Below are 20,651 nucleotides of genomic sequence, written 5' to 3' on the forward strand. Positions count from 1 at the left end.
TCTGAGACCATCGTTAGTGAGGCGCAACCCCGGCGAAAGCGAGACCACCATGGCAGCCGATCATCGCGGCCCGCGGACATTGGCGGAGAAGATTTGGGACGACCACGTCGTGGCATCCGGCGGTGATGGCGAGCCCTCTTTGCTCTACATCGATTTGCATTTGGTGCACGAGGTCACCAGCCCGCAGGCCTTCGACGGCCTGCGCCTTGCGGGACGGCGGGTGCGGCGGCCCGACCTTACGCTGGCCACCGAGGATCACAACGTGCCCACCCTCGACATCGACAAGCCGATCGCGGACCCGGTATCACGCACTCAGGTCGAGACGTTACGGCGCAACTGCGCCGAATTCGGTATCCGGCTGCATCCGATGGGCGATATCGAGCAGGGCATCGTGCACGTCGTCGGGCCGCAGCTGGGCCTTACCCAGCCGGGAATGACGATCGTGTGCGGCGACAGCCACACCTCTACCCACGGCGCATTCGGCGCCCTGGCAATGGGCATCGGCACCTCGGAAGTCGAGCATGTACTGGCCACCCAGACGCTGCCGCTGCAGCCGTTCAAGACGATGGCGGTCAATATCAACGGCCAACTGCCCGCAGGGGTGACGGCCAAAGACCTCATCCTTGCGGTGATCGCCAAGATCGGCACCGGCGGCGGGCAGGGTCACGTCATCGAATACCGAGGCAGCACCATTGAATCGCTGTCCATGGAAGGCCGCATGACGATCTGCAATATGAGCATCGAAGCCGGCGCCCGAGCCGGAATGGTGGCGCCGGATGCGATTACCTACGATTTTTTGCGGGGCCGCCCGCATGCGCCCCGGGCAGAGCAGTGGGAGGCCGCGGTGGCGTATTGGGAGGGGTTGCGCACCGACCGCGGGGCGGTCTTCGACACCGAGATCTACCTCGACGCGACCACGTTGAGTCCGTTCGTCACCTGGGGCACCAACCCCGCCCAGGGAGTGCCGTTGGCTGGGGCGGTGCCCGATCCCGGGCTGATGAGCGATGACGCCGAGCGGCGGGCCGCGGAGAAGGCATTGGCATACATGGATCTTCGACCTGGCACCCCGATGCGCGATATCGCGGTCGATGTCGTATTCGTCGGGTCGTGTACCAACGGCCGTATCGAGGATCTACGCGCGGCGGCCGATGTGCTGCGCGGCCACAAGGTGGCCCCGGGAGTGCGGATGCTCGTCGTCCCGGGATCCATGCGGGTTCGGGCACAGGCTGAAGCCGAAGGGCTGGACGAGATTTTCACCTCAGCGGGCGCCGAGTGGCGCCAGGCGGGGTGCTCGATGTGTCTCGGGATGAACCCCGACCAGCTGGGTCCGGGGCAGCGGTGCGCCTCCACGTCCAACCGCAACTTCGAAGGACGCCAGGGCAAGGGCGGCCGCACCCATCTGGTGTCCCCGGCAGTCGCGGCCGCCACCGCGGTACGCGGTCGGTTGTCCGCACCGGCCGACCTGACCCGATGAATCCGGATGAATCCGGGGAACAAGGCCAATCCAGAGAACCAGGAGATCAGCGTGGAAGCTTTTCGCACCCATACCGGTATCGGGGTCCCGCTGCGGCGCTCCAACGTCGACACCGATCAGATCATTCCGGCGGCCTATTTGAAACGCGTCAGCCGAACGGGTTTCGCGGACGGGTTGTTCGCGTCCTGGCGGGCGGACCCCTCATTCGTGCTCAACATCAGCCCGTTCGACCGGGGCTCGGTACTGGTCGCCGGACCCGATTTCGGCATCGGGTCCTCGCGCGAGCATGCGGTGTGGGCGCTGATGGACTACGGATTCCGGGTGGTGATCTCGTCGCGGTTCGCCGACATTTTCCGGGGTAACGCGGGTAAGGCGGGGCTCTTGGCGGCCGAAGTCGCCCAGGACGGTGTCGAGCAGCTCTGGGAGCTCATCGAACAGAACCCAGGTTTGGAAATCACTGCCAATCTTCAAGATCGGAATATCACCGCGGGAACGGTACTGTTGCCATTCACGATTGACGACTACACCGCCTGGCGGCTGCTTGAAGGTCTCGACGATATAGCCCTTACGCTGCGCAAACTCGACCGGATCGAGGCTTTCGAAACGACCCGCCCGCCCTGGAAACCGCGGACCGTTCCCACCTCTTAACGGACCGACGGGGACCGAATTTCGGGTTCGCCTCGAGACGATGTCCGGGCAATTTCAGGTCCCGGCTACCGGCCAAGGGCAGCAAGCGGATTCCTAAAAATTCGCTAGATGCTCCTGAAATTAGGCGTGGCTCTTGGAAATCAGCCGGGTTAGGGTTTACCGTGTCCTCTAGTCGGTCCAAAGAGGACCACTGACTGCGGAGGTTTGGATGAACAAAGCAGAGCTCATCGACGTACTCACACAGAAAATGGGCTCGGATCGTCGATCGGCAACCGCTGCCGTCGAGAATATCGTCGACACCATCGTGCGCGCGGTGCACCGGGGTGAGAACGTTACGATCACCGGGTTCGGCGTGTTTGAACAGCGCCACCGCGCGGCGCGAGTTGCCCGCAATCCCCGTACCGGCGAGACGGTTAGGGTAAAACCGACAAACGTCCCGGCGTTCCGTCCGGGCGCGCAATTTAAAGCGGTGGTGTCCGGAGCGCAGCGTCTCCCGGCGGAAGGACCCGCCGTCAAGCGCGGTGTCATGGCGGGCGGGGCCAAGAGGGCGGCGAAGAAGGCGCCCGCCAAGGGGGCCGCAGCCAAGAAGGCCGCGACTAAGGCCACCGCCAGAAAGGCGGCGGCGAAAACGACGGCCGTCACCAAGAGGGCGGCCAAAAAAGCCGTCGGCACGGCAAAGGCGCCCGCTAAGAAGGCGGCCAAAGCCGTGAAAAGGGCCACCAAGAGCACTGCCCGCAAGGCGACTAAGGCCCCGGCGAAAAAATCAACCGCCAAAAAGGCTCCGGCCAGGCAGGCGTCCGCCAGAAGGGGACGCAAGTAAGGAGATAGCCGGTTCTCATACGCGGATACCCTTCGGGACTGGTCCCCGAAGGGTATCTGCGTGTCAGGCCGACGTCGTGGGAGGCAGGGCGCTGGCGAGGTGGTCGGCCGCCACCAGGTGACCGGCGTACAGCGACAGTACCCAGATGCTGCCCTTGCGGTTGCGGGACTTGTCCGGGCGCACCCCGTCGCGGCCGCACCACCAGGCAATCAAGTCTGGAATCACTTCCCCCTGTGTGCATATCACCGGTGTGTGGGTGCCTCCCATCGGCCCGGGGCGTCCGGATCTCGCTGATTCCACGTCATCCAGGCCGGCAATCTGCATGACCCGGCCCCGGGCGCGTCCGGGGTTCTCCGCGTAGGCCTCGGCGGTCAGCGTGGGTTCGTTGACGATGGCTACGCCCAGCTCTTCGGCCAGTGGTTCCATCGTCTGATGGCACCGCAGCTTATCGGCCGCATGGACGGCTGTGGCACCGAAGGCCAGGAGCTGTCCGACGAGTGCCTCCGCCTGCGCGCGGCCCTTTTTGTCCAGCGGGCGCTCGGCGTCGTTGCCGGGGAACAGTTTCTTGCTGCCCGCGCTGCCATGGCGGACGATCAACACCGTATGGGTATCGGCTGGAAGTTTGGCGAACCGGCGCAGCACCTTTCGGTCGTGCTCGTAGGAGAGCTTCGCGGCGGCGTCGGGTATCGTCAGCCACAGCAGGTCGTCAACCTCGCGACCCGGCGTGAACTGCCCCCCGAGGCTGCGGGCCGCCCAATAGCGCACCCTTTTGATGCCCTGCTCGACCGGATAGCTCACACGGTGGAGCCGACGCCCGAGATGCACGCGGTGGCCGGTTTCCTCGAGCACTTCCCGCACCACGGTCACCGGTTCGGTTTCCCCGGGATCGATTTTGCCTTTGGGCAGCGACCAGTCGTCGTATCGGGGACGATGGATCACCGCAACCTCGACCGCGGCGTCGGAGCCCTCCCGCCAGACCACCGCGCCGGCGGCGCCGATAGTTGTGCCGGCGCGACGTTGGCCGGTAGGCAATATCTCTGTCGACACCTTCACTCCTGCAGGTCAATTCATGCCCGGACACGAGGTTACGGACGTGGCGCCGGGATGACGGCGCACAGCGTCACGGGTTGCGGTGCTTTTCCATCAGCGAGACCTGGTGGTCGCGCACGGTGTGGCCGGGCTGTGGCGACGCGGTCCACTGCCCGTTGGGACCGAGTACCCAGCACCGGGTCGCCGGGTGCAACGCCGACTCGAAGATGTCGTCGAGTTGGGCGGTCAGCCGGGGATCTTTGACTTGAACCATCACCTCGACCCGGCGGTCCAGATTGCGATGCATCATGTCGGCGCTGCCGATCCAAAACTCGTCGATCGCGCGGAAGTGAATGATCCGCGAGTGCTCCAGGAACCGGCCGAGAATCGAGCGTACCGAGATGTTATCGGAGTAGCCTTCCGCGCCGGGGCGCAGTGCGCAAATCCCACGCACCACCACCTCGACGGGGACACCCGCCTGCGACGCGCGGTAGAGCGCATCGATGACCTGCTCGTCCACGAGAGCGTTGAGTTTAAACCGGATCCGGCCGTTACCGGTCTCCAGGTGGGCGGCAACCTCCCGCTCGATGCGGTCGATGATGCCGCTGCGAATACCGTGCGGGGCCACCAGCAGATTGCGGTAGGACACCATGCGCGAATAGCCGGTGAGCGAGTTGAACAAATCGGTCAGGTCGGCGCCGATGTCGGGGGCCGCCGTCAGCAGCCCGAGGTCCTCGTAGAGCCGGGCCGTCTTGCTGTTGTAGTTGCCGGTTCCGATGTGGCAGTAGCGTCTAATGGCCGAGCCTTCACGGCGCACCACCAGGCACGTCTTGCAGTGCGTCTTGAGCCCCACCAGCCCGTAGGCGACGTGAACCCCCGCCTGCTCGAGCGCCCGCGCCCATTGGATATTGGCTTGCTCGTCGAAGCGGGCTTTGATCTCGACCAAAGCCACCACTTGCTTTCCGGCCTCCGCGGCGTCGATCAGCGCCCGCACGATCGGCGAATCACCGGAGGTGCGGTACAACGTCTGCTTGATCGCCAGCACATCGGGATCCGCCGCGGCCTGTTCGATAAATCGCTGCACGCTGGTGGAAAACGAATCGTATGGGTGGTGCACCAGCACGTCGCCTTCGCGCAGCGTCGCGAAGATGCTTTTGGGTGTTTCCCGCTCGGCGAACGCCGGCGGGGTTGCCGGCACGAACGGCGGATCCTTGAGCGCCGGGCGGTCCAGCTCGTAGATCTGCCACAACGACGACAGATCAAGCAGCCCGGGAACTTCGATGACATCGCCGGGATGCACGTCGAGTTCGCGGAGCAGCAACTCCAGCATGTGCTCGGTCATGTCGTCGGACACCTCGAGCCGCACCGGCGAGCCGAATCGCCGCCGGGCCAGCTCCCGCTCGAGCGCCTGCAGCAGATCCTCGTCGCGGTCCTCCTCGACTTCGAAGTCGGCGTTGCGGGTGATGCGAAACACGTGGTGCTCAACGATCTCCAGACCCGGGAACAGCACCGGGAGGAACGCCGCGATCAATTCCTCCATCGGCAGGAACCGTACGACGGGTTTTCCGTCGGCGTCCACGCCGCCGGCGAGCTCGACGAAGCGATCCACGTTATTGGGCACCTTGACCCGGGCGAAGTGCTGGCCGCCGTCATCGGGACGCCTCACCGTGACCGCCAGATTCAAGCTCAGCCCGCTGACAAACGGAAAGGGGTGAGCCGGATCGACCGCCAGCGGCGTCAGGACCGGGAAAACCTGCTCCTGGAAGTAGACCGAGAGCCGATCACGCTCGGGCTGATCCAGATCGGCCCACGTGACGATGTGGATCCCCTCCTCGGCGAGCGCCGGTCGCACCGAGTCGAGGAACACGTGGGCGTGCCGGCCGGAGAGCTGCTGGGTCAGCTCGCCGATGCGGCGCAACTGCTCACGTGGTGTCAGACCGTCCGCGGAGCGGACCGAAAGACCCATCTCGTCACGGCGCTTGAGGCCGGCGACGCGAACCATGTAGAACTCGTCGAGGTTGGAGGCGAAGATCGCCAGGAACTTGGCGCGCTCCAGCAGCGGCAGCGAGGTGTCGGCGGCCAGCGCGAGCACCCGCGCGTTGAAGTCCAGCCAGCTCAGTTCCCGGTTCAGGTAGCGGTCCTCGGGCAGCCGCTCGTCGATCGCGACGGTGGTCGCGGCCGGAGGTGCCCCCGGGGCGGAGTCGGTCGGATGCCACGCGCTCTCATCGGGTCGTACCTCGGCTTCGATTTCGGTCATGTTTTCGATCATCGCGTATCAGCGGGTGGTGTTGCCACCGTCACGCAGATCCGCGTGCCGTTGGGGATGGGCTGCGGGCGGCCGTGCAGGGTCTCAGCGGCGGGCGAGCGCCCGCGTGGTCGCGGCCCCGACGCCGAGCCGGCGGGCTACCGCCAAGTCTGCCGGGGTATCGATATCGCACCGCAGACCCGGCCAGGCGCCGAGCAGCTCGACCGCGCCCGAACGCCGGTGGCGGGCCGCGGAGTCCGGGCCGAATTGGGGATCCAGTGCGGTGTGAAACGCACACAGCGCAGTGGTGCCGGTGCCTTGGCGGTCGGCGATGAAGCTCCGCCGATGACGGCGTGCCGCGGTGATCGCCTCGGCGAGCTCGTGCGCCTGTAACGCCGGCAGGTCACCTTGTAGCACAACGACATTGGGTATTGATTCGGTAACCACCCGCTCGGCGAGGGCGATTGCGTGGTTCAGCGGATCGTGATGGCTTTCGGGAGTGGGGTCGGCTAGCACCTCGGCGCCGAGTTCGGCCGCCGCCGCCGCGGCCACGGCGTCGGGGGTGACGACGGTGACCGAGCGCAGCGATCCCACGGCCGTCGCCGCGGTGAGGGTGTCGACCAGCATGGCCAGGACCACCGCCTCGCGGTGTTGCGGTGCGAAAATCGGTGCCAGCCTGGTCTTCGCGGAGGCCAGCCGCTTGACGGCGATGATCAAGCCGACATCGGCGCCGGCCTGTGTGCCGCTCATGCGCTCATCCTGCCAAACGGGAACCCCGACTAGGGTGGGCGCCGAAACAGCACTCCGGTGACGACGAAGGATGGTGCCGATGGCCGGCCCGATAGCGGTGATGGGCGCCGGCGCCTGGGGCACCGCACTGGCCAAGGTGCTGGCCGACGCCGGCGGCGAGGTCACGCTGTGGGCACGGCGGCCCGAGGTCGCCGAGGAGATCAACGCCGCCAAACGCAACAGCGGGTACTTGCCGGGGGTAGCGCTGCCCGCGGGCATTCGCGGCACCGCCCGCGCCGAAGAAGCGCTGAGCGGGGCGTCGACGGTGCTGCTGGGTGTGCCGGCGCAGACGATGCGCGCCAACCTCGAAAAGTGGGCCGGGCTGCTGCCCACGGGCGCGACCCTGGTCAGCCTGGCCAAGGGCATTGAACTGGGCACCTTGATGCGGATGAGCCAGGTCATCGTCGCGGTGACCGGTGCGGACCCCGATCAGGTGGCGGTGATCTCCGGGCCCAACCTAGCCGGGGAGATCGCCGCCGAGCAGCCCGCCGCCACCGTCGTGGCCTGCAGCGACTCCGCCCGCGCGGTTGCCCTGCAGCGCGCGCTGAAGACCAGGTACTTCCGCCCGTACACCAACGCCGATGTCATCGGCACCGAACTCGGTGGGGCCTGCAAGAACGTCATCGCGCTGGCGTGCGGCATGGCGGCCGGCGTGGGCTTCGGGGAAAACACCGCGGCCGCGATCATCACCCGGGGGTTAGCGGAGATTATGCGGCTCGGCCGGGCGCTGGGGGCCAAAGGTGCCACCCTGGCGGGTCTGGCGGGGGTGGGGGATTTGGTGGCTACCTGCACCTCGCCGCACTCCCGGAACCGATCGTTCGGGACGCTCCTGGGCCGGGGGGAGACGATGCAGTCGGCGCAGCGGGCGTGGAACGGCCACGTCGTCGAGGGAGTCACCTCCTGCGAGTCGGTGCTCGCGCTGGCGGCCAGCTACGACGTGGAGATGCCGCTCACCGACGCCGTGCACCGGGTGTGCCATCGCGGGCTGTCGGTGGACGAGGCGATGCTTTTGCTGCTGGGCCGCAGCACCAAGCCGGAATGACCCGGTTTGGCACGCGACGGCCCGGCATCGCGGGTCTCGGCCCGGTAGCCTCTCTAGGTTGTGAGCGGTTGCAGAGCGTCCGGCTCCGGCGGCCGGATCCGCGTCGCCGTGGTGTTCGGCGGACGCAGCAACGAGCACGCCATCTCCTGCGTGTCGGCGGGCAGCATCCTGCGCAACCTCGACCCGCAGCAGTTCGAGGTGATCCCGGTCGGCATTACCCCGGAGGGCTCCTGGGTGCTTGCCGACGTGGGTCCGGAGGCGCTGGCGATCACCGATCGCCGGCTTCCGGGGGTGAGCCCGGATTCCGGTGCCGAGATCGCCCTGCCCGCCGACCCGCGCCGAGCGGGCCAGCTGTTCGCCGTCGGCGCCGGTGCGGGTGAGGTGCTGGCATCGGTCGACGTGGTGTTCCCGGTGCTGCACGGTCCGTACGGCGAGGACGGCACCTTGCAGGGATTGCTCGAGTTGGCCGGTGTGCCCTACGTCGGGAGCGGGGTGCTGGCCAGCGCCGCCGGCATGGACAAGGAGTTCACCAAGAAGCTGCTGGCCGCCGCGGGACTTCCCGTCGGCGCGCATGAGGTGCTGCGCCCGGGGGAGGCGACACTGTCGCCCGAGCAGCGCCAGCGGCTGGGGTTGCCGGTCTACGTCAAACCGGCGCGCGGCGGCTCGTCGATCGGTATCAGCCGGGTGGTCACCTGGGGCCAGCTGTCCCCGGCCATCGCCCACGCCCGTCGCCACGACCCCAAAGTGCTCGTGGAGGCGGCGGTGACCGGTCGGGAATTGGAATGCGGTGTCCTCGAATTCCCCGACGGCGCGGTGCGGGCCAGCACCGTCGGCGAAATCCGGGTCGCCGGCGTGCGCGGACGCGAAGACGCGTTTTATGACTTCGCGACCAAATACCTCGACGACGCCGCCGAACTGGACGTGCCCGCCAAGATCGACGACGACATTAGCGCGGCGGTGCGGGAATTGGCGATCGCCGCGTTTCGGGCGATCGACTGCCAGGGGCTGGCCCGGGTGGACTTCTTCCTCACCGAGGAGGGGCTGCTGATCAACGAGATCAACACCATGCCGGGTTTCACGACCATCTCGATGTATCCGCGGATGTGGGCGGCCAGCGGCCTGGACTACCCCGCCCTGTTGGCGACGATGGTGCGCACCGCGCTGGCGCGGGGCGTGGGGCTGCGATAGCTCACGACGGTAGCAGCCGCAGTTAGCCGTCACACCGCCTCAGCCCGGCGGCCCCGGCCTGATCGGCACGGCCGGAATCGTGGTGTCGATCAACTCGGAGAGTTGCTGGATTGGGGTCGGTCCGGAGCCCGGCGGCAATGTCAGCGCCACGTAGACCGGCCGATCGACGGTGTACCAGGTGCTGCGGCCGCCATCACCGCCGGACCGGGGGGCCGCCACGGAAAACCACTGCACCCGGTCGACAACCTGGATCGGTGAGCCGACCACGAAATCCGCCGGGCGGTCCAGTCCACACCGCAGCACCACGAGGTCACCGCCGTTCCTCCAGGCCGCGGCGCCGGGCGGCACGGGTGGAGCGGCGGGCACGCGCTCATAGTCGCCGAGCCGCCGCGGCAGCGCCGCCAGCAACGCCCGGCAGGACTTGTCGTCGGCCTGCGGAGCCGGCACGGCCGGGAGAGCGACCGGTTGGCGGGGGGGTCGCCGGGTGGCCGCGATCGCCAGCACGACACCGACCGCCGCTACGGCCAGCACCAAAGCGGCGATCAGCGTCACCCGTGGCGGCCCCTCGAGGTCCGGCACCGGATCACCTCCTGGTCACTGCCCACCGGCCCGGGCCCGCAGCCTCCCCGCGGCCCTTGTCGCGACCCTTGTTGCTGGCCGCCTACACTGCCCGAGTCGGCGCCGGTGGTCTCTTCCGCCGCCGGCCGGTAAGGAGGCGGTGTGAGCAGCGGCGAGCGCGGTCCCACCCTCCGTGAGCTTGGCGAATTCGGCATGATCGACCGGCTGTTGGCGGGCCGTCGCCAGCCCGCCGCGGTGGCGATCGGGCCGGGTGACGACGCGGCCATGGTATACGCCGACGGCGGCCGCACGCTGGTGTCGACGGACATGCTCGTGCAGGACCGTCATTTCCGGCTGGACTGGTCGACGCCGCACAGCGTGGGCCGTAAAGCCATCGCGCAGAATGCCGCCGACATCGAGGCAATGGGTGCGCGGACCACCGCCTTTGTGGTCGCCTTCGGCGCACCGGCCGACACCCCGGCGGCGCTGGTTAGCGCGCTGGCGGAGGGGATGTGGGATGAGGCGGGGCGGATCGGGGCCGGCATCGTGGGTGGCGATCTGGTCAGCTGCCCGCAGTGGGTGGTGGCGGTGACCGCGCTGGGCGATCTGCCCGGACGCCCGCCGGTGCTGCGCTCCGGGGCGCGGCCCGGCTCGGCGGTCGCGGTCATCGGCGAACTCGGCCGCTCTGCTGCCGGATATGCATTGTGGAGCAAGGGAATTGAAGGGTTTGACGAACTGCGCAGTCGCCATCTGGTGCCGCAGCCGCCGTATGGGCAGGGCGGCGTCGCCGCCGAGGCCGGGGCGCAGGCGATGATCGACGTCTCCGACGGCCTGGTGGCCGATCTGCGCCACCTGGCGGCGGCTTCCGCCGTGGCGGTGGACCTGAGCACCGAGGCGCTGGCGCCGGAGTGTCGGGCGCTGTCGGCGGCCGCCGAGGCGGTGGGCGCCGATCCGTGGTCGTGGGTGCTGACCGGGGGAGAGGACCACGCGCTGGTGGCCGCGTTCGCCGACCGGGTGCCGGCCGGCTGGCGCGTCATCGGGCGGGTCCTCGACGGCCCGGCCCGTGTGCTCGTGGACGGCACCGAGTGGCACGGGTATGCGGGTTGGCAGTCCTTCGGATCGCTAGGGTGACGCAGGTGACCCGGTATGGGTGACCCGGTAGGCCAAGCGCCGGACGGGAGGGGACTTGGATGACCGCACGTCCGCTGAGCGAACTCGTCGAGGCGGGCTGGGCACGTGCGCTGGAGCCGGTCGGCGCGCAGGTCGCTCGGATGGGCCAGTTTTTGCGCGCCGAGATAGCAGCCGGCCGGGGCTACCTTCCGTCTGGGCAGAATGTGTTGCGCGCCTTTACTTTTCCTTTCGATCAGGTGCGGGTGCTGATCGTCGGCCAAGACCCCTATCCGACACCGGGGCACGCGGTGGGGCTGAGCTTCTCGGTGGCTGCGCACGTGCGGCCGCTGCCGCGCAGCTTGGAGAACATTTTCGCCGAGTACGCCAGCGATCTCGGCTACCCGTTGCCGTCGACGGGAGATCTCACGCCCTGGGCGAAGCGGGGGGTGATGCTGCTCAACCGGGTGCTGACGGTGCAGCCCGGCAGTCCGGCGTCGCATCGCGGCAAGGGCTGGGAGCCGGTTACCGAGTGCGCCATCCGCGCGCTGGTGGGGCGTCGGCAGCCGCTGGTGGCCATCTTGTGGGGCCGTGACGCCTTGACGCTGAAACCGATGCTGGCCAGGGGCGAGTGCGTGACGATCGAATCGGCACACCCCTCGCCGTTATCGGCATCCCGGGGGTTTTTCGGTTCCCGGCCGTTTAGTCGGGCCAACGAGTTGCTGGCCGGGCTGGGTGCCGAGCCAATAGATTGGCGTTTGCCGTAGCGAGATGCCGATTTGTGCCGACGTGCCCCGCTACCCGCGGGTGACCTTTCCGGCCTTGAGGCAGGAGGTGCAGACGTTGATCCGCTGCTTGTTGCCGCCTGGGCGGGTCACGGCGTGCACGGTTTGGATGTTGGGATCCCACCGCCGGCTGGTCCGCCGGTGGGAGTGTGACACCGATTTGCCGAATCCCGGACGTTTCCCGCAGATATCGCACACGGCTGCCATCTCCAACTCCTCGGATCGCCTGCTGGGGGCTGTGGCTGGGGGTCCCGTTCGCCGTCGGGGCGGTTCGGCCCGCGCCACCGCAGACCCGTTGCTGTTGACTTGATCCGGGTGCCCCGCCAACCCGGCCAGCATAGCCGTCGGCGCGCGCGACCGCCAAAACGGCGGGTACCGCCGGCACCCGCGGTGAGCTGTCGCCGTCGGCCTCGATGGCTAGGCTGGCGCCCACCGGCGCGTGAGGAGGTGACTGCGTGTTGGGCGCTTCGGGTGCTACCGGCGCTGGGTCGCCGGCTCGTCTGCTGGACGCCGCCGCGTTGCGGGACTGGGCGCACACGGCGGTCGGCGAGCTGATCACCCACATCGACGAGATCAACCGGCTCAACGTCTTTCCGGTGGCCGACTCCGACACCGGAACCAACATGCTGTTCACCATGCGCTCCGCAGTGGCCGAGGCCGATAACGAGCCCGGGACGGCAGACGTCGCGGGGGTGGCGGCCGCCCTGTCGACCGGCGCCCTGAACGGCGCCCGCGGCAACTCCGGTGTCATCTTGTCGCAGATCCTGCGCGGCATCGCCGACGTCACCGCGAGGGCTGCCGCCGACGCCGGCGGTGAGCTGGCCCACATCGACGCGGGCATCCTTGGGGCCGCGCTGCGGCACGGCGTGGGTCTGGCGATCGCGTCGATGGGCGGGCGGGAAATCCCCGGGACAATCGTCTCGGTGATCCGGGCGGCGGCCGACGCCGTCGAGCAGTGCGCGGCCGACGGCGAGGGGCTGGCCCGCGCGGTCACCGCCGCCGGTGATGCCGCGCTCGTCGCGCTGGAGAAAACCCCCGAACAGCTCGACGTTCTCGCCGACGCCGGTGTGGTCGACGCCGGGGGGCGGGGCCTGCTGGTTCTGCTGGACGCGCTGTGCGCGACGATCGCCGGCCCGCCGGCGGCCCGCCCGGTGTATCGGCCCGCACCGCGCCGCTCCTCGGATGCCGCCACCGGCCAACCTGCCCCCCAATTCGAGGTGATGTATTTGCTGGATGGTTGCGATGCGGCCGGGGCGGATGCGCTGCGAGAACGGCTCGGCCGGCTCGGTGATTCGGTGGCGATCGCGACGTCCGCCTCCCCGATCCCCGGCGCCGCGGAGGGCTACTCGGTGCATGTGCACACCGACGATGCCGGCGCCGCCGTGGAAGCCGGGTTGGTGTTCGGCATCCCCCGCCAGATCCAGATCTCGGCGCTGACCGGTGCCGCCCGCCGGTTGCCCCCGGGCAGCTGGACCCGTGAGCGGGCCGTGGTAGCGGTCGTCGACGGCGACGGTGCCGCCGGGTTGTTCTCCGGGGAGGGCGCCGCGGTGCTGCGCCCGGACCCCGACGCCGCGGATCCGGCCACCGTGGTCAGCGCTCAGCAGCTGTTACGCGCCGTGGTGGACACCGGCGCCGCGCAGGTGATGGTGTTGCCCAACGGTTACGTGGCCGCCGAAGAACTGGTGGCCGCCTGTGCGGCCGCCATGGGGTGGGGGATCGACGTGGTGCCGTTGCCGACGGGGTCGATGGTGCAGGGATTGGCGGCGCTGGCGGTGCACGAGCCGGACCGGCGGGCGGTCGATGACGGCTACACCATGGCCCGCGCCGCCGCCGCCGCCCGGTATGGCTCGGTGCGGGTCGCGACGGAGAGGGCGCTGACGTGGGCCGGCCCGTGCGCGCCCGGCGACGGCCTGGGTCTCGCCGGTGACGAGGTGCTGATCGTGGCGCCGGATGTCGCCTCGGCGGCCACCGGGCTGATCGATCTGTTGCTGGCCTCCGGCGGCGAGCTGCTGACCGTGCTGATTGGCGCCGGTGTCGACGCGCAGGCGGCCGTCATCGAATCCGTTCTCGGCAGGCACCTGCATGATCGGCATCCGGGCACCGAGCTGGCGACCTACCGCACCGGCCATCGCGGTGACGCTCTGCTGATCGGGGTGGAGTAGTCGTGGTGGGGCTGAGCGACCGGCTGGACTACGTCATCGGCGCGAAGGCCGCCGGGCCCCTCGACGAGGTGTTTGGCATCCGCACCGTCGATGACCTGTTGCGGCACTATCCGCGCAGCTATGTGGAGGGCGCGGTGGTACGCGGTGCCGACGATGAGCGCCCGCAGGTCGGCGAGCACATCACCCTCGTCGACGTGATCACCAGTGCCCAGGTGCGGCCCATGAAGAAAAAGCGGTCGCAGCGCGGCGACCACGGCAAAAAAACGCCGCAGAACGACGAATACCTGGTGATCAGCGTGGGGTCCGGGCGGCGGAAGGTGACCGCCACCTTCTTTCACGCGAAATGGATCAAGCGTCAGCTCACCCGCGGGACCAAGGTGATGCTGTCCGGGGAGGTGGGTTTCTTTCGGGGCGCCATGCAGCTCACCCACCCCGCCTACCTTGTCCTGGATTCGCCGGACGGGAAGAACCGTGGCAGCGCGTCGCTGCGCAGCATCGCCGACGCGTCTCAGGCCGTCAGCGGTGCGGTGTTGCTGGAGGCGTTCCAGCGTCGCTGCTACCCGATTTATCCGGCCAGCACGAAACTGCAGAGCTGGGATATCTTCGCCTGCGTGCGCCAGGTGCTCGAGGTGCTCGACCCGGTGCCCGATCCGTTGCCCGAAGCGGTGCGCAGCGAGCGCGGTCTGATCTCCGAAGATGAGGCGTTGCGCGCCATCCACCTCGCCGAAAGCGAAACAGAACGCCAACGTGCCCGCGAGCGGCTGACTTTCGACGAAGCTGTGGGCCTGCAGTGGGCGCTGGTCGCTCGCCGGCACGGGGAATTGTCGCGAACCGGCCCACCGGCACTGCCACGAGCGGACGGGGTCGCCCAAGAGCTATTGCGGCGCTTGCCTTTCGAGCTGACAGTCGGGCAGCGCGAGGTCCTGGGAGTGCTATCGGCCGAACTTGCGGCCCCTCGGCCGATGAACCGCCTTCTCCAGGGTGAAGTCGGGTCGGGGAAGACGATCGTGGCCGTGCTGGCGATGTTGCAGATGGTCGACGCAGGCTATCAATGCGCTTTGCTGGCGCCAACGGAAGTCCTTGCTGCCCAACATCTCCGATCAATAACCGAGATACTGGGCCCGCTGGGCACGGCCGGCCAGCTCGGCGAGATCGAAGGCGCGACCCGGGTGGCGCTGCTCACCGGATCGATGACCCCGGGCCAGAAAAAACGGGTCCGCGCCGAGATCAGCAGCGGACAGGTGGGAATCGTGGTTGGCACCCACGCGCTGCTGCAAGACGCGGTCGAGTTTCACCGACTGGGCATGGTTGTCGTCGACGAGCAACACCGCTTCGGTGTCGAGCAACGAGATAAGTTGCGCGCCAAGGCAACTGAAGGAATCACGCCGCACTTGCTGGTGATGACGGCGACGCCGATACCGCGCACGGTTGCGCTGACCGTGTACGGAGACCTGGAAACCTCGACGTTGCGCGAGCTTCCCAGCGGACGCCGGGAGATCACCACCAGGACGATCTTCGTCAGGGACAAGCCGGCATGGCTCGACCGTGCCTGGCAGCGCATCAAAGAGGAGGCTGCCGAAGGGCGTCAGGCCTACGTGGTGGCGCCCCGCATCGACGAGAGCGACGACGCCGGCCCGAGCGCGGCAGGCGGCCGGCCCTCGGTCACCGCCGAAGAGCTGTTCGCCCGGCTGCGTGGCCGTGAACTGGCGGGCCTGCGGCTGGGGCTCATGCACGGGCGGCTGCCGGCCGAGGAGAAGGACGCCGTCATGTCCGCGTTCCGCTCCGGTGAGATCGATGTGCTGGTGTGCACCACGGTGATCGAGGTCGGTGTCGATGTGCCCAATGCCACCGTCATGCTGGTGCTGGACGCCGACCGGTTCGGTGTCAGTCAGCTGCATCAGCTACGGGGGCGCATCGGCCGGGGCACGCATCCGGGGCTGTGTCTGCTGGCTACCTGGGCGGCGCCGGAGTCCGACGCCGGGCGGCGGGTGCGGGCCGTCGCCGCAACTCTGGACGGGTTCGCGCTCGCCGAGTTGGATCTCAAAGAACGCCGTGAAGGAGACGTGTTGGGCCGCAGGCAATCGGGTCGTGCGCTCACGCTGCGACTGCTCTCGCTGGCCGATCACCGGGAGGTCATCGAGGCCGCCCGGGAATTCTGCGCCCGAACCTATGCCGACGATCCGTCGCATCCCGGATTGGCCCTGCTGGCGGCGCGATTCACCGACGCCGATCGGGTCGAGTATCTGGACAAGTCATGAGTCCCGCGGCGACGACGCAGAGCGCAGCGATGCGGAGGAGCGGCGCAGATGAGCCGTAAAACGCTGCTGCGCCTGGCGGCGGTCGCGGCGCTCACGCTGGTGGTCGCCTATCAGGTGGTGACCTCCTCGGTGGGTGACCACGCCGGGGAGTTCGCCTCGCGGGCCGATGTGCCTACCGTGCAACCCGGCGCCGACGTGCTCGCAGGGATCGTCGTGGTGCCGGCGCGACTCCGCCGCTACGACTACCGCCGGGCCGCATTCGGTGAGGCCTGGACCGACGACAATGACGCTCCGGGCGGGCACAACAACTGCGACACCCGCGATGACATCCTCAACCGCGACCTCGTCGATAAGACGTACGTGGCGATCAAACGCTGTCCGGATGCCGTGGCCAGCGGCATACTGCACGATCCCTACACCGATACCACGGTCGCCTTTCAGCGCGGCGCTGGGACCGGTGCGGCGGTGCAGATCGACCACATTGTGCCGCTGGCCTACGCCTGGGATATGGGGGCCTACGACTGGCCGTATCCGCGACGGGTGCGATTCGCCAACGATCCGGCCAACCTGTTGGCCGTTGCCGGGCAGGCCAACCAGGACAAGGCGGACTCGCAGCCCGCGCTGTGGATGCCCCCCAACACCGCCTTTTGGTGCCAGTACGGCATGCAATACATCGCCGTGCTGCGCGGCTACGCGCTGCCGGTCGACCAGCCGTCAGCGGAGGTGTTGCGCCGCGCCGCGTCCACCTGCCCGACTAGGTAGCCGCTCACCCGGGTGCTCCTCGCGCCGCCCGGCGGCACGCATCGTCGCCGGGCGGGGTCTGATTGACCCGGCTTCTCCTCGCGCCGCGTAGCGGCGCGCATCGTCGCCGGGTTAAGCGCCGGTGTAGGTCAGCGGGTCTTCGCGCACCCGGGTGCCGTCGTTGAGGGCGTTCAGCGCCTGCAGGTGTTCGGCGGCCAACTCGAAATCGAAGACATCGACGTTGCTGGCGATGCGCTCCGGGTTGGCCGAGCGGAAGACCACCGCGTTTCCCAGCTGCAGGTTCCAGCGGATCAGGACCTGAGCAGGTGTGCGCCCGTACTCGGCGGCAATGGATGTCACCGCGGGGTTGTCCAGCAGCCTGCCCACCGCGAGCGGGCTGTAGGCCTGGGTGACGACGTTGTGCTGGGCGTTAGCCTTGCGCAGCTCGGCCTGGTTGAGCAGCGGGTGCAGCTCGATCTGGTTGACCGCCGGCGTGACGAAGGTGAGGTCGATGACGGTCGACAGGTGCTCCTCGGTGAAGTTCGCCACACCGATCGAGCGGGCCAGGCCGTCCCCGCGGCACTGAATCAGTCCGCCGAAGCTGTCCACGTACTTGCCCAGCTGCGGTGCCGGCCAATGGATCAGGTACAGGTCGACATAATCGAGGCCCAACCGTTCCAGGCTTGCCTTGCAGGCTTCCTGGGAGGTGACGAAGCCCTGGTCGGCGGTGGCCAGTTTGGTGGTGACGAAAAGTTCGGCGCGCGGAATCCCGGAGGCCGCGATCGCGCGGCCCACCGCGGCTTCGTTGCCGTAGACCGCCGCGGTATCGATCAGCCGACACCCGAGCTGCAGGGCCGCAGACACCGCGCGTTCGGTTTCGGTGTCCGACAACTCGGCGACGCCGAGGCCGAGCGCGGGCATCGTGTTCTCGTCGTTGAGCGCAATGGAGGGAATTACCGAAGACTCACCGGCGCCGCCCGTCAACGTCATCACCTGCCTGTGAAATCGAAGGTCCACGGATCGGGACCAAGCCGGGTTCCGTCGTCGAGCGAGGAGATCGACGCCATCTCGCCGGGGCTCAGTTCGAAATCGAACACCTCGAAGTTGCTCGCAATCCGCGATGGGTTCACCGACTTGGGGATCACGATATTACCGAGCTGAAGATGCCACCTGATCAACACCTGGGCGGGTGTGCGGCCGCATCCCTCGGCCACCGCGGTGACCGCAGGATGGGTCAGCAGCGACCCCTGCCCCAGCGGGGCCCACGCCTCGGTGGCGATGCCAAGCTGGGTGTGCACCTCCCGCAGCCGGGTCTGGGGCAACCGCGGATGCAGCTCGATCTGGTTGACGGCGGGCACGATACCGGTGGCGTCGATCAGGACGTCGAGGTGCTCGGGCTCGAAATTGCTTACCCCGATGGACCGAACCCGGCCCTGGTCGCGCAGGTACGCGAAGGCCTTGAAGGTGTCGACGAAGGTATTCTGCCGGGGCAGCGGCCAGTGAATCAGGTACAGGTCGAGGTAGTCGAGCCCCAGCCGGTCCAGGCTGGCATCGAACGCCGTCAGGGTGCTGTCGTAGCCTTGGTCGGCATTCCACAGCTTGGTGACCACGTAGAGTTCGTCGCGGGGAATGCCGGACGCGGCAATCGCCCGGCCGGTTTCACGTTCATTTCGGTACATCGACGCGGTGTCGATGTGGCGGTAGCCGGTCTGCAGCGCGGCGGCCACCGCCCGCTCGGTCTGCTCGGGTGGAATCTTGAAAACGCCGAAACCGACGCTGGGGATCGAGTTACCGTCGTTCAGCGCGACTAAGGGAGCAGCCATGATACGAAGTCTGCCAGGCACGCCGGAACGGCAGCTCAAAGCGCTGCGCGCACCGATTCGGCTGCCAGGCCGTGGGCGGGGCGCCGCCATCGGCATCGGCGTCAAAGTTCTTCCGCGGATCCCCGACCGCGTCAAGCGGCTGCTGTTTTGGGGCCGCTCGATCACCATCGACGGCAACACGCTGGATCCCACGCTGCAGCTGATGCTGGCGGCGTTACGGGTGTTCGGCATTAACGGGCTGGTGGGCGACGAGGATCCGGCCCGGGCCCGGGCCGGACTGCGGGAGCTGTTGACGGTCCTGCCGGGCCCGCAGATCCACGTCGCGGTGAACGAGGTGTCGCTGCCCGGCCCGGCCGGTGCGATCCGGGCCCGGCACTACCTGCCGCCCGGCGCCGGGCCGGCGCCGTTGCTGGTCTTCTACCACGGCGGCGGCTGGGCCCTGGGCGACCTGGACACCCACGACGCGCTGTGCCGGCTGACCTGCCGTGACGCCGGCATCCACGTGCTGTCGATCGATTACCGGCTGGGTCCCGAGCATCCGGCGCCGGCCGCGGTCGACGACGCCTACGCGGCCTTTCGCTGGGCCCGCGAGCACGCGGCCGAACTCGGCGCGATCGACGCCCGGGTGGCGGTGGGTGGTGACAGCGCGGGCGGCAACCTGGCTGCCGTGGTGGCGCAGCGGGCACGCGACGACGCCGTCTCGGCCCCGGTGCTGCAGTGGCTGCTGTACCCGAGGACCGACTTCACCGCGCACACCCGCTCGCTGTCCCTGTTCTCCGAGGGGTTTCTGCTGACCAAACACGACCTCGACTGGTTTACCGCGCAATACCTGGGCGGGTCGGGGATCGACCCGGCCGATCCCCGGGTGTCCCCGCTGCGGGCCGACACCCTCACCGGGCTGGCTCCGGCGTTGATCGCGATCGCCGGTTTCGATCCGCTGCGCGACGAAGGCGAGCAGTACGCGACGGCGCTGCGAACCGCGGGGACCGCGGTCGACCTGCGGGTGTTGGGATCGCTGACGCACGGGTTTGCCAGCTTGTTCCGGCTCGGGGGCGGCAGTGCGACCGCCACCCGGGAGCTGATCTCGGCACTGCGCGCGCACCTCAGCCGGATCTGAGAGGGGCCGTGCCGGTACGCTAAAGGCGCTATCGCCATCGCCCACGCCGACGACCGAGGATCAGCACACCCGTGGCCGACAAACCTAAACACCCCGCGCGCTATGACCTGAAGGCCGCCAACCGCAGACGGGACCTGGCCATCAGGATCGGGCTCACCGCGATCGTGGTGGTCTTTGCGGTCGGTCTGGTGCTCTACATCATGATGTCGCACGACAAGAAAACCCCCGGCGTCGGTCAGGCGGTGCGGGTGACCTCGAGCAAACTGATCACCAAGCCCGGAACCGGCGAACCCAAGGCCGTGGTGTCGTTCTATGAGGATTTCCTCTGCCCGGCTTGCGGGAACTTCGAGCGGACCTTCGGGCCCACGGTGTCCCGGCTCATCGACAGCGGGGCGATCGCGGCCGACTACTACATGCTGGGCTTTCTCAGCCGCCCACAAAACGACGAGTATTCGTCGCGCGCCGCCGCGGCGGCGTATTGCGTCGCCGATGAGTCCATCGAGGCGTTCCGGCGCTTTCACGCGGCGTTGTTCACCAAGCAGATTCAGCCCTCGGAATTAGGCCCGACCTTCCCCGACAACGCCCGCTTGATCGAGCTGGCCCGCGAGGCGGGGGCCGCCGGGAAGGTCCCGGCCTGCATTAACAGCGGGAAATACCTCCCCATGGTCAACGGCCTGGCCGCGGCTCACCACATTCATGCCACGCCGACGATCCGCATCAACGGCCAGGACTACGACCCGACGACACCGCAGGCGCTGGTCGCCAAGATCCGCGAAATCGTCGGCGATGTGCCGGGTCTGGACTTGGCTACCACGCCCGCAGCCTCGTGACGCCCGCAGTGCCCGCGTCGTCCGCGGTCTCAGCC

19 protein-coding genes are annotated in these 20,651 nt (G+C 68.3%); 12 read left to right on the forward strand and 7 right to left on the reverse strand.

The genetic code is table 11. The features are described 5' to 3' along the window. Positions 1–49 precede the first annotated feature (49 nt). The 3 genes from leuC (at position 50) to QJR12_RS08280 (ending at position 2,942) form a co-directional block, all read left to right on the forward strand. Entirely contained in the window at positions 50–1,474 is a 1,425-nt protein-coding gene (gene leuC / locus QJR12_RS08270) for a 3-isopropylmalate dehydratase large subunit (RefSeq protein WP_300580626.1), read from the forward strand. A 51-nt stretch (positions 1,475–1,525) separates the two neighbouring features. After that, positions 1,526–2,122, forward strand: a complete 597-nt coding sequence (leuD, locus tag QJR12_RS08275) for a 3-isopropylmalate dehydratase small subunit (RefSeq protein ID WP_300581234.1) — start codon at positions 1,526–1,528, stop codon at positions 2,120–2,122. A 208-nt stretch (positions 2,123–2,330) separates the two neighbouring features. Next, positions 2,331–2,942 carry an HU family DNA-binding protein gene (locus QJR12_RS08280; protein ID WP_300580629.1) on the forward strand — a complete coding sequence of 204 codons (612 nt, stop codon included), beginning with the start codon at positions 2,331–2,333 and terminating at the stop codon, positions 2,940–2,942. Positions 2,943–3,005: 63 nt separating this feature from the next. On the opposite strand, the gene QJR12_RS08285 is transcribed toward QJR12_RS08280, so the two are convergent. From QJR12_RS08285 to cofC, 3 genes are all read right to left on the reverse strand, one after another. Further along, on the reverse strand, positions 3,006–3,989 hold the full coding sequence (locus tag QJR12_RS08285) for an NUDIX hydrolase (protein WP_300580631.1): 984 nt from the start codon (positions 3,987–3,989) through the stop codon (positions 3,006–3,008). Positions 3,990–4,062: 73 nt separating this feature from the next. Further along, on the reverse strand, positions 4,063–6,240 hold the full coding sequence (locus QJR12_RS08290) for an RNA degradosome polyphosphate kinase (protein WP_300580634.1): 2,178 nt from the start codon (positions 6,238–6,240) through the stop codon (positions 4,063–4,065). 81 nt (positions 6,241–6,321) lie between these two features. After that, positions 6,322–6,966 carry a 2-phospho-L-lactate guanylyltransferase gene (cofC, locus tag QJR12_RS08295; RefSeq protein WP_300580636.1) on the reverse strand — a complete coding sequence of 215 codons (645 nt, stop codon included), beginning with the start codon at positions 6,964–6,966 and terminating at the stop codon, positions 6,322–6,324. Positions 6,967–7,036: 70 nt separating this feature from the next. On the opposite strand from cofC, the gene QJR12_RS08300 reads away from it, so the two are divergent. Together QJR12_RS08300 and QJR12_RS08305 are read left to right on the forward strand one after the other, a co-directional pair. After that, on the forward strand, positions 7,037–8,047 hold the full coding sequence (locus tag QJR12_RS08300; RefSeq protein ID WP_300580638.1) for an NAD(P)H-dependent glycerol-3-phosphate dehydrogenase: 1,011 nt from the start codon (positions 7,037–7,039) through the stop codon (positions 8,045–8,047). Between the two features lie 60 nt (positions 8,048–8,107). Further along, entirely contained in the window at positions 8,108–9,235 is a 1,128-nt protein-coding gene (locus QJR12_RS08305) for a D-alanine--D-alanine ligase family protein (protein WP_300580640.1), read from the forward strand. A 39-nt stretch (positions 9,236–9,274) separates the two neighbouring features. Here the strand turns inward: QJR12_RS08305 and QJR12_RS08310 are convergent, their stop codons facing one another. Further along, entirely contained in the window at positions 9,275–9,814 is a 540-nt protein-coding gene (locus QJR12_RS08310; protein WP_300580643.1) for a DUF3515 domain-containing protein, read from the reverse strand. 141 nt (positions 9,815–9,955) lie between these two features. On the opposite strand from QJR12_RS08310, the gene QJR12_RS08315 reads away from it, so the two are divergent. Together QJR12_RS08315 and QJR12_RS08320 are read left to right on the forward strand one after the other, a co-directional pair. Next, a complete protein-coding gene (locus tag QJR12_RS08315; protein WP_300580646.1) occupies positions 9,956–10,924 on the forward strand; it encodes a thiamine-phosphate kinase in 969 nt (322 codons plus the stop codon). 59 nt (positions 10,925–10,983) lie between these two features. Further along, positions 10,984–11,667 (forward strand): uracil-DNA glycosylase, encoded by a 684-nt coding sequence (locus tag QJR12_RS08320; protein ID WP_300580649.1) that lies wholly within the window; start codon positions 10,984–10,986, stop codon positions 11,665–11,667. 30 nt (positions 11,668–11,697) lie between these two features. On the opposite strand, the gene rpmB is transcribed toward QJR12_RS08320, so the two are convergent. After that, positions 11,698–11,892 carry a 50S ribosomal protein L28 gene (gene rpmB, locus QJR12_RS08325; RefSeq protein ID WP_300580651.1) on the reverse strand — a complete coding sequence of 65 codons (195 nt, stop codon included), beginning with the start codon at positions 11,890–11,892 and terminating at the stop codon, positions 11,698–11,700. 296 nt (positions 11,893–12,188) lie between these two features. On the opposite strand from rpmB, the gene QJR12_RS08330 reads away from it, so the two are divergent. Genes QJR12_RS08330 through QJR12_RS08340 form a run of 3 tightly spaced genes read left to right on the forward strand, consistent with a single transcriptional unit; the run spans position 12,189 to position 16,867 of the window. Next, a complete protein-coding gene (locus QJR12_RS08330) occupies positions 12,189–13,847 on the forward strand; it encodes a DAK2 domain-containing protein (RefSeq protein WP_300581237.1) in 1,659 nt (552 codons plus the stop codon). 2 nt (positions 13,848–13,849) lie between these two features. Next, positions 13,850–16,105, forward strand: coding sequence for an ATP-dependent DNA helicase RecG (gene recG / locus QJR12_RS08335; RefSeq protein WP_300580653.1), 2,256 nt, complete (start codon positions 13,850–13,852; stop codon positions 16,103–16,105). A gap of 48 nt (positions 16,106–16,153) precedes the next feature. Continuing rightward, complete coding sequence (locus tag QJR12_RS08340) at positions 16,154–16,867, forward strand: HNH endonuclease family protein (protein WP_300580656.1); 714 nt, start codon at positions 16,154–16,156, stop codon at positions 16,865–16,867. Between the two features lie 111 nt (positions 16,868–16,978). Here QJR12_RS08340 and QJR12_RS08345 read toward each other — a convergent pair whose 3' ends face one another. Then, positions 16,979–17,830 (reverse strand): aldo/keto reductase, encoded by an 852-nt coding sequence (locus tag QJR12_RS08345; protein WP_300581239.1) that lies wholly within the window; start codon positions 17,828–17,830, stop codon positions 16,979–16,981. Positions 17,831–17,835: 5 nt separating this feature from the next. Continuing rightward, entirely contained in the window at positions 17,836–18,669 is an 834-nt protein-coding gene (locus QJR12_RS08350) for an aldo/keto reductase (protein WP_300580660.1), read from the reverse strand. Here QJR12_RS08350 and QJR12_RS08355 point away from each other — a divergent pair. Further along, positions 18,668–19,786 (forward strand): alpha/beta hydrolase, encoded by a 1,119-nt coding sequence (locus QJR12_RS08355; RefSeq protein ID WP_300580663.1) that lies wholly within the window; start codon positions 18,668–18,670, stop codon positions 19,784–19,786. The two genes, QJR12_RS08350 and QJR12_RS08355, sit on opposite strands and share 2 nt — an antisense overlap. A gap of 71 nt (positions 19,787–19,857) precedes the next feature. Next, positions 19,858–20,616, forward strand: a complete 759-nt coding sequence (locus QJR12_RS08360; RefSeq protein ID WP_300580665.1) for a DsbA family protein — start codon at positions 19,858–19,860, stop codon at positions 20,614–20,616. Positions 20,617–20,651: the final 35 nt, after the last annotated feature.

The sequence above is a fragment of the Mycobacterium sp. genome, assembly GCF_029961025.1.
Taxonomy (GTDB): Bacteria; Actinomycetota; Actinomycetes; order Mycobacteriales; family Mycobacteriaceae; genus Mycobacterium.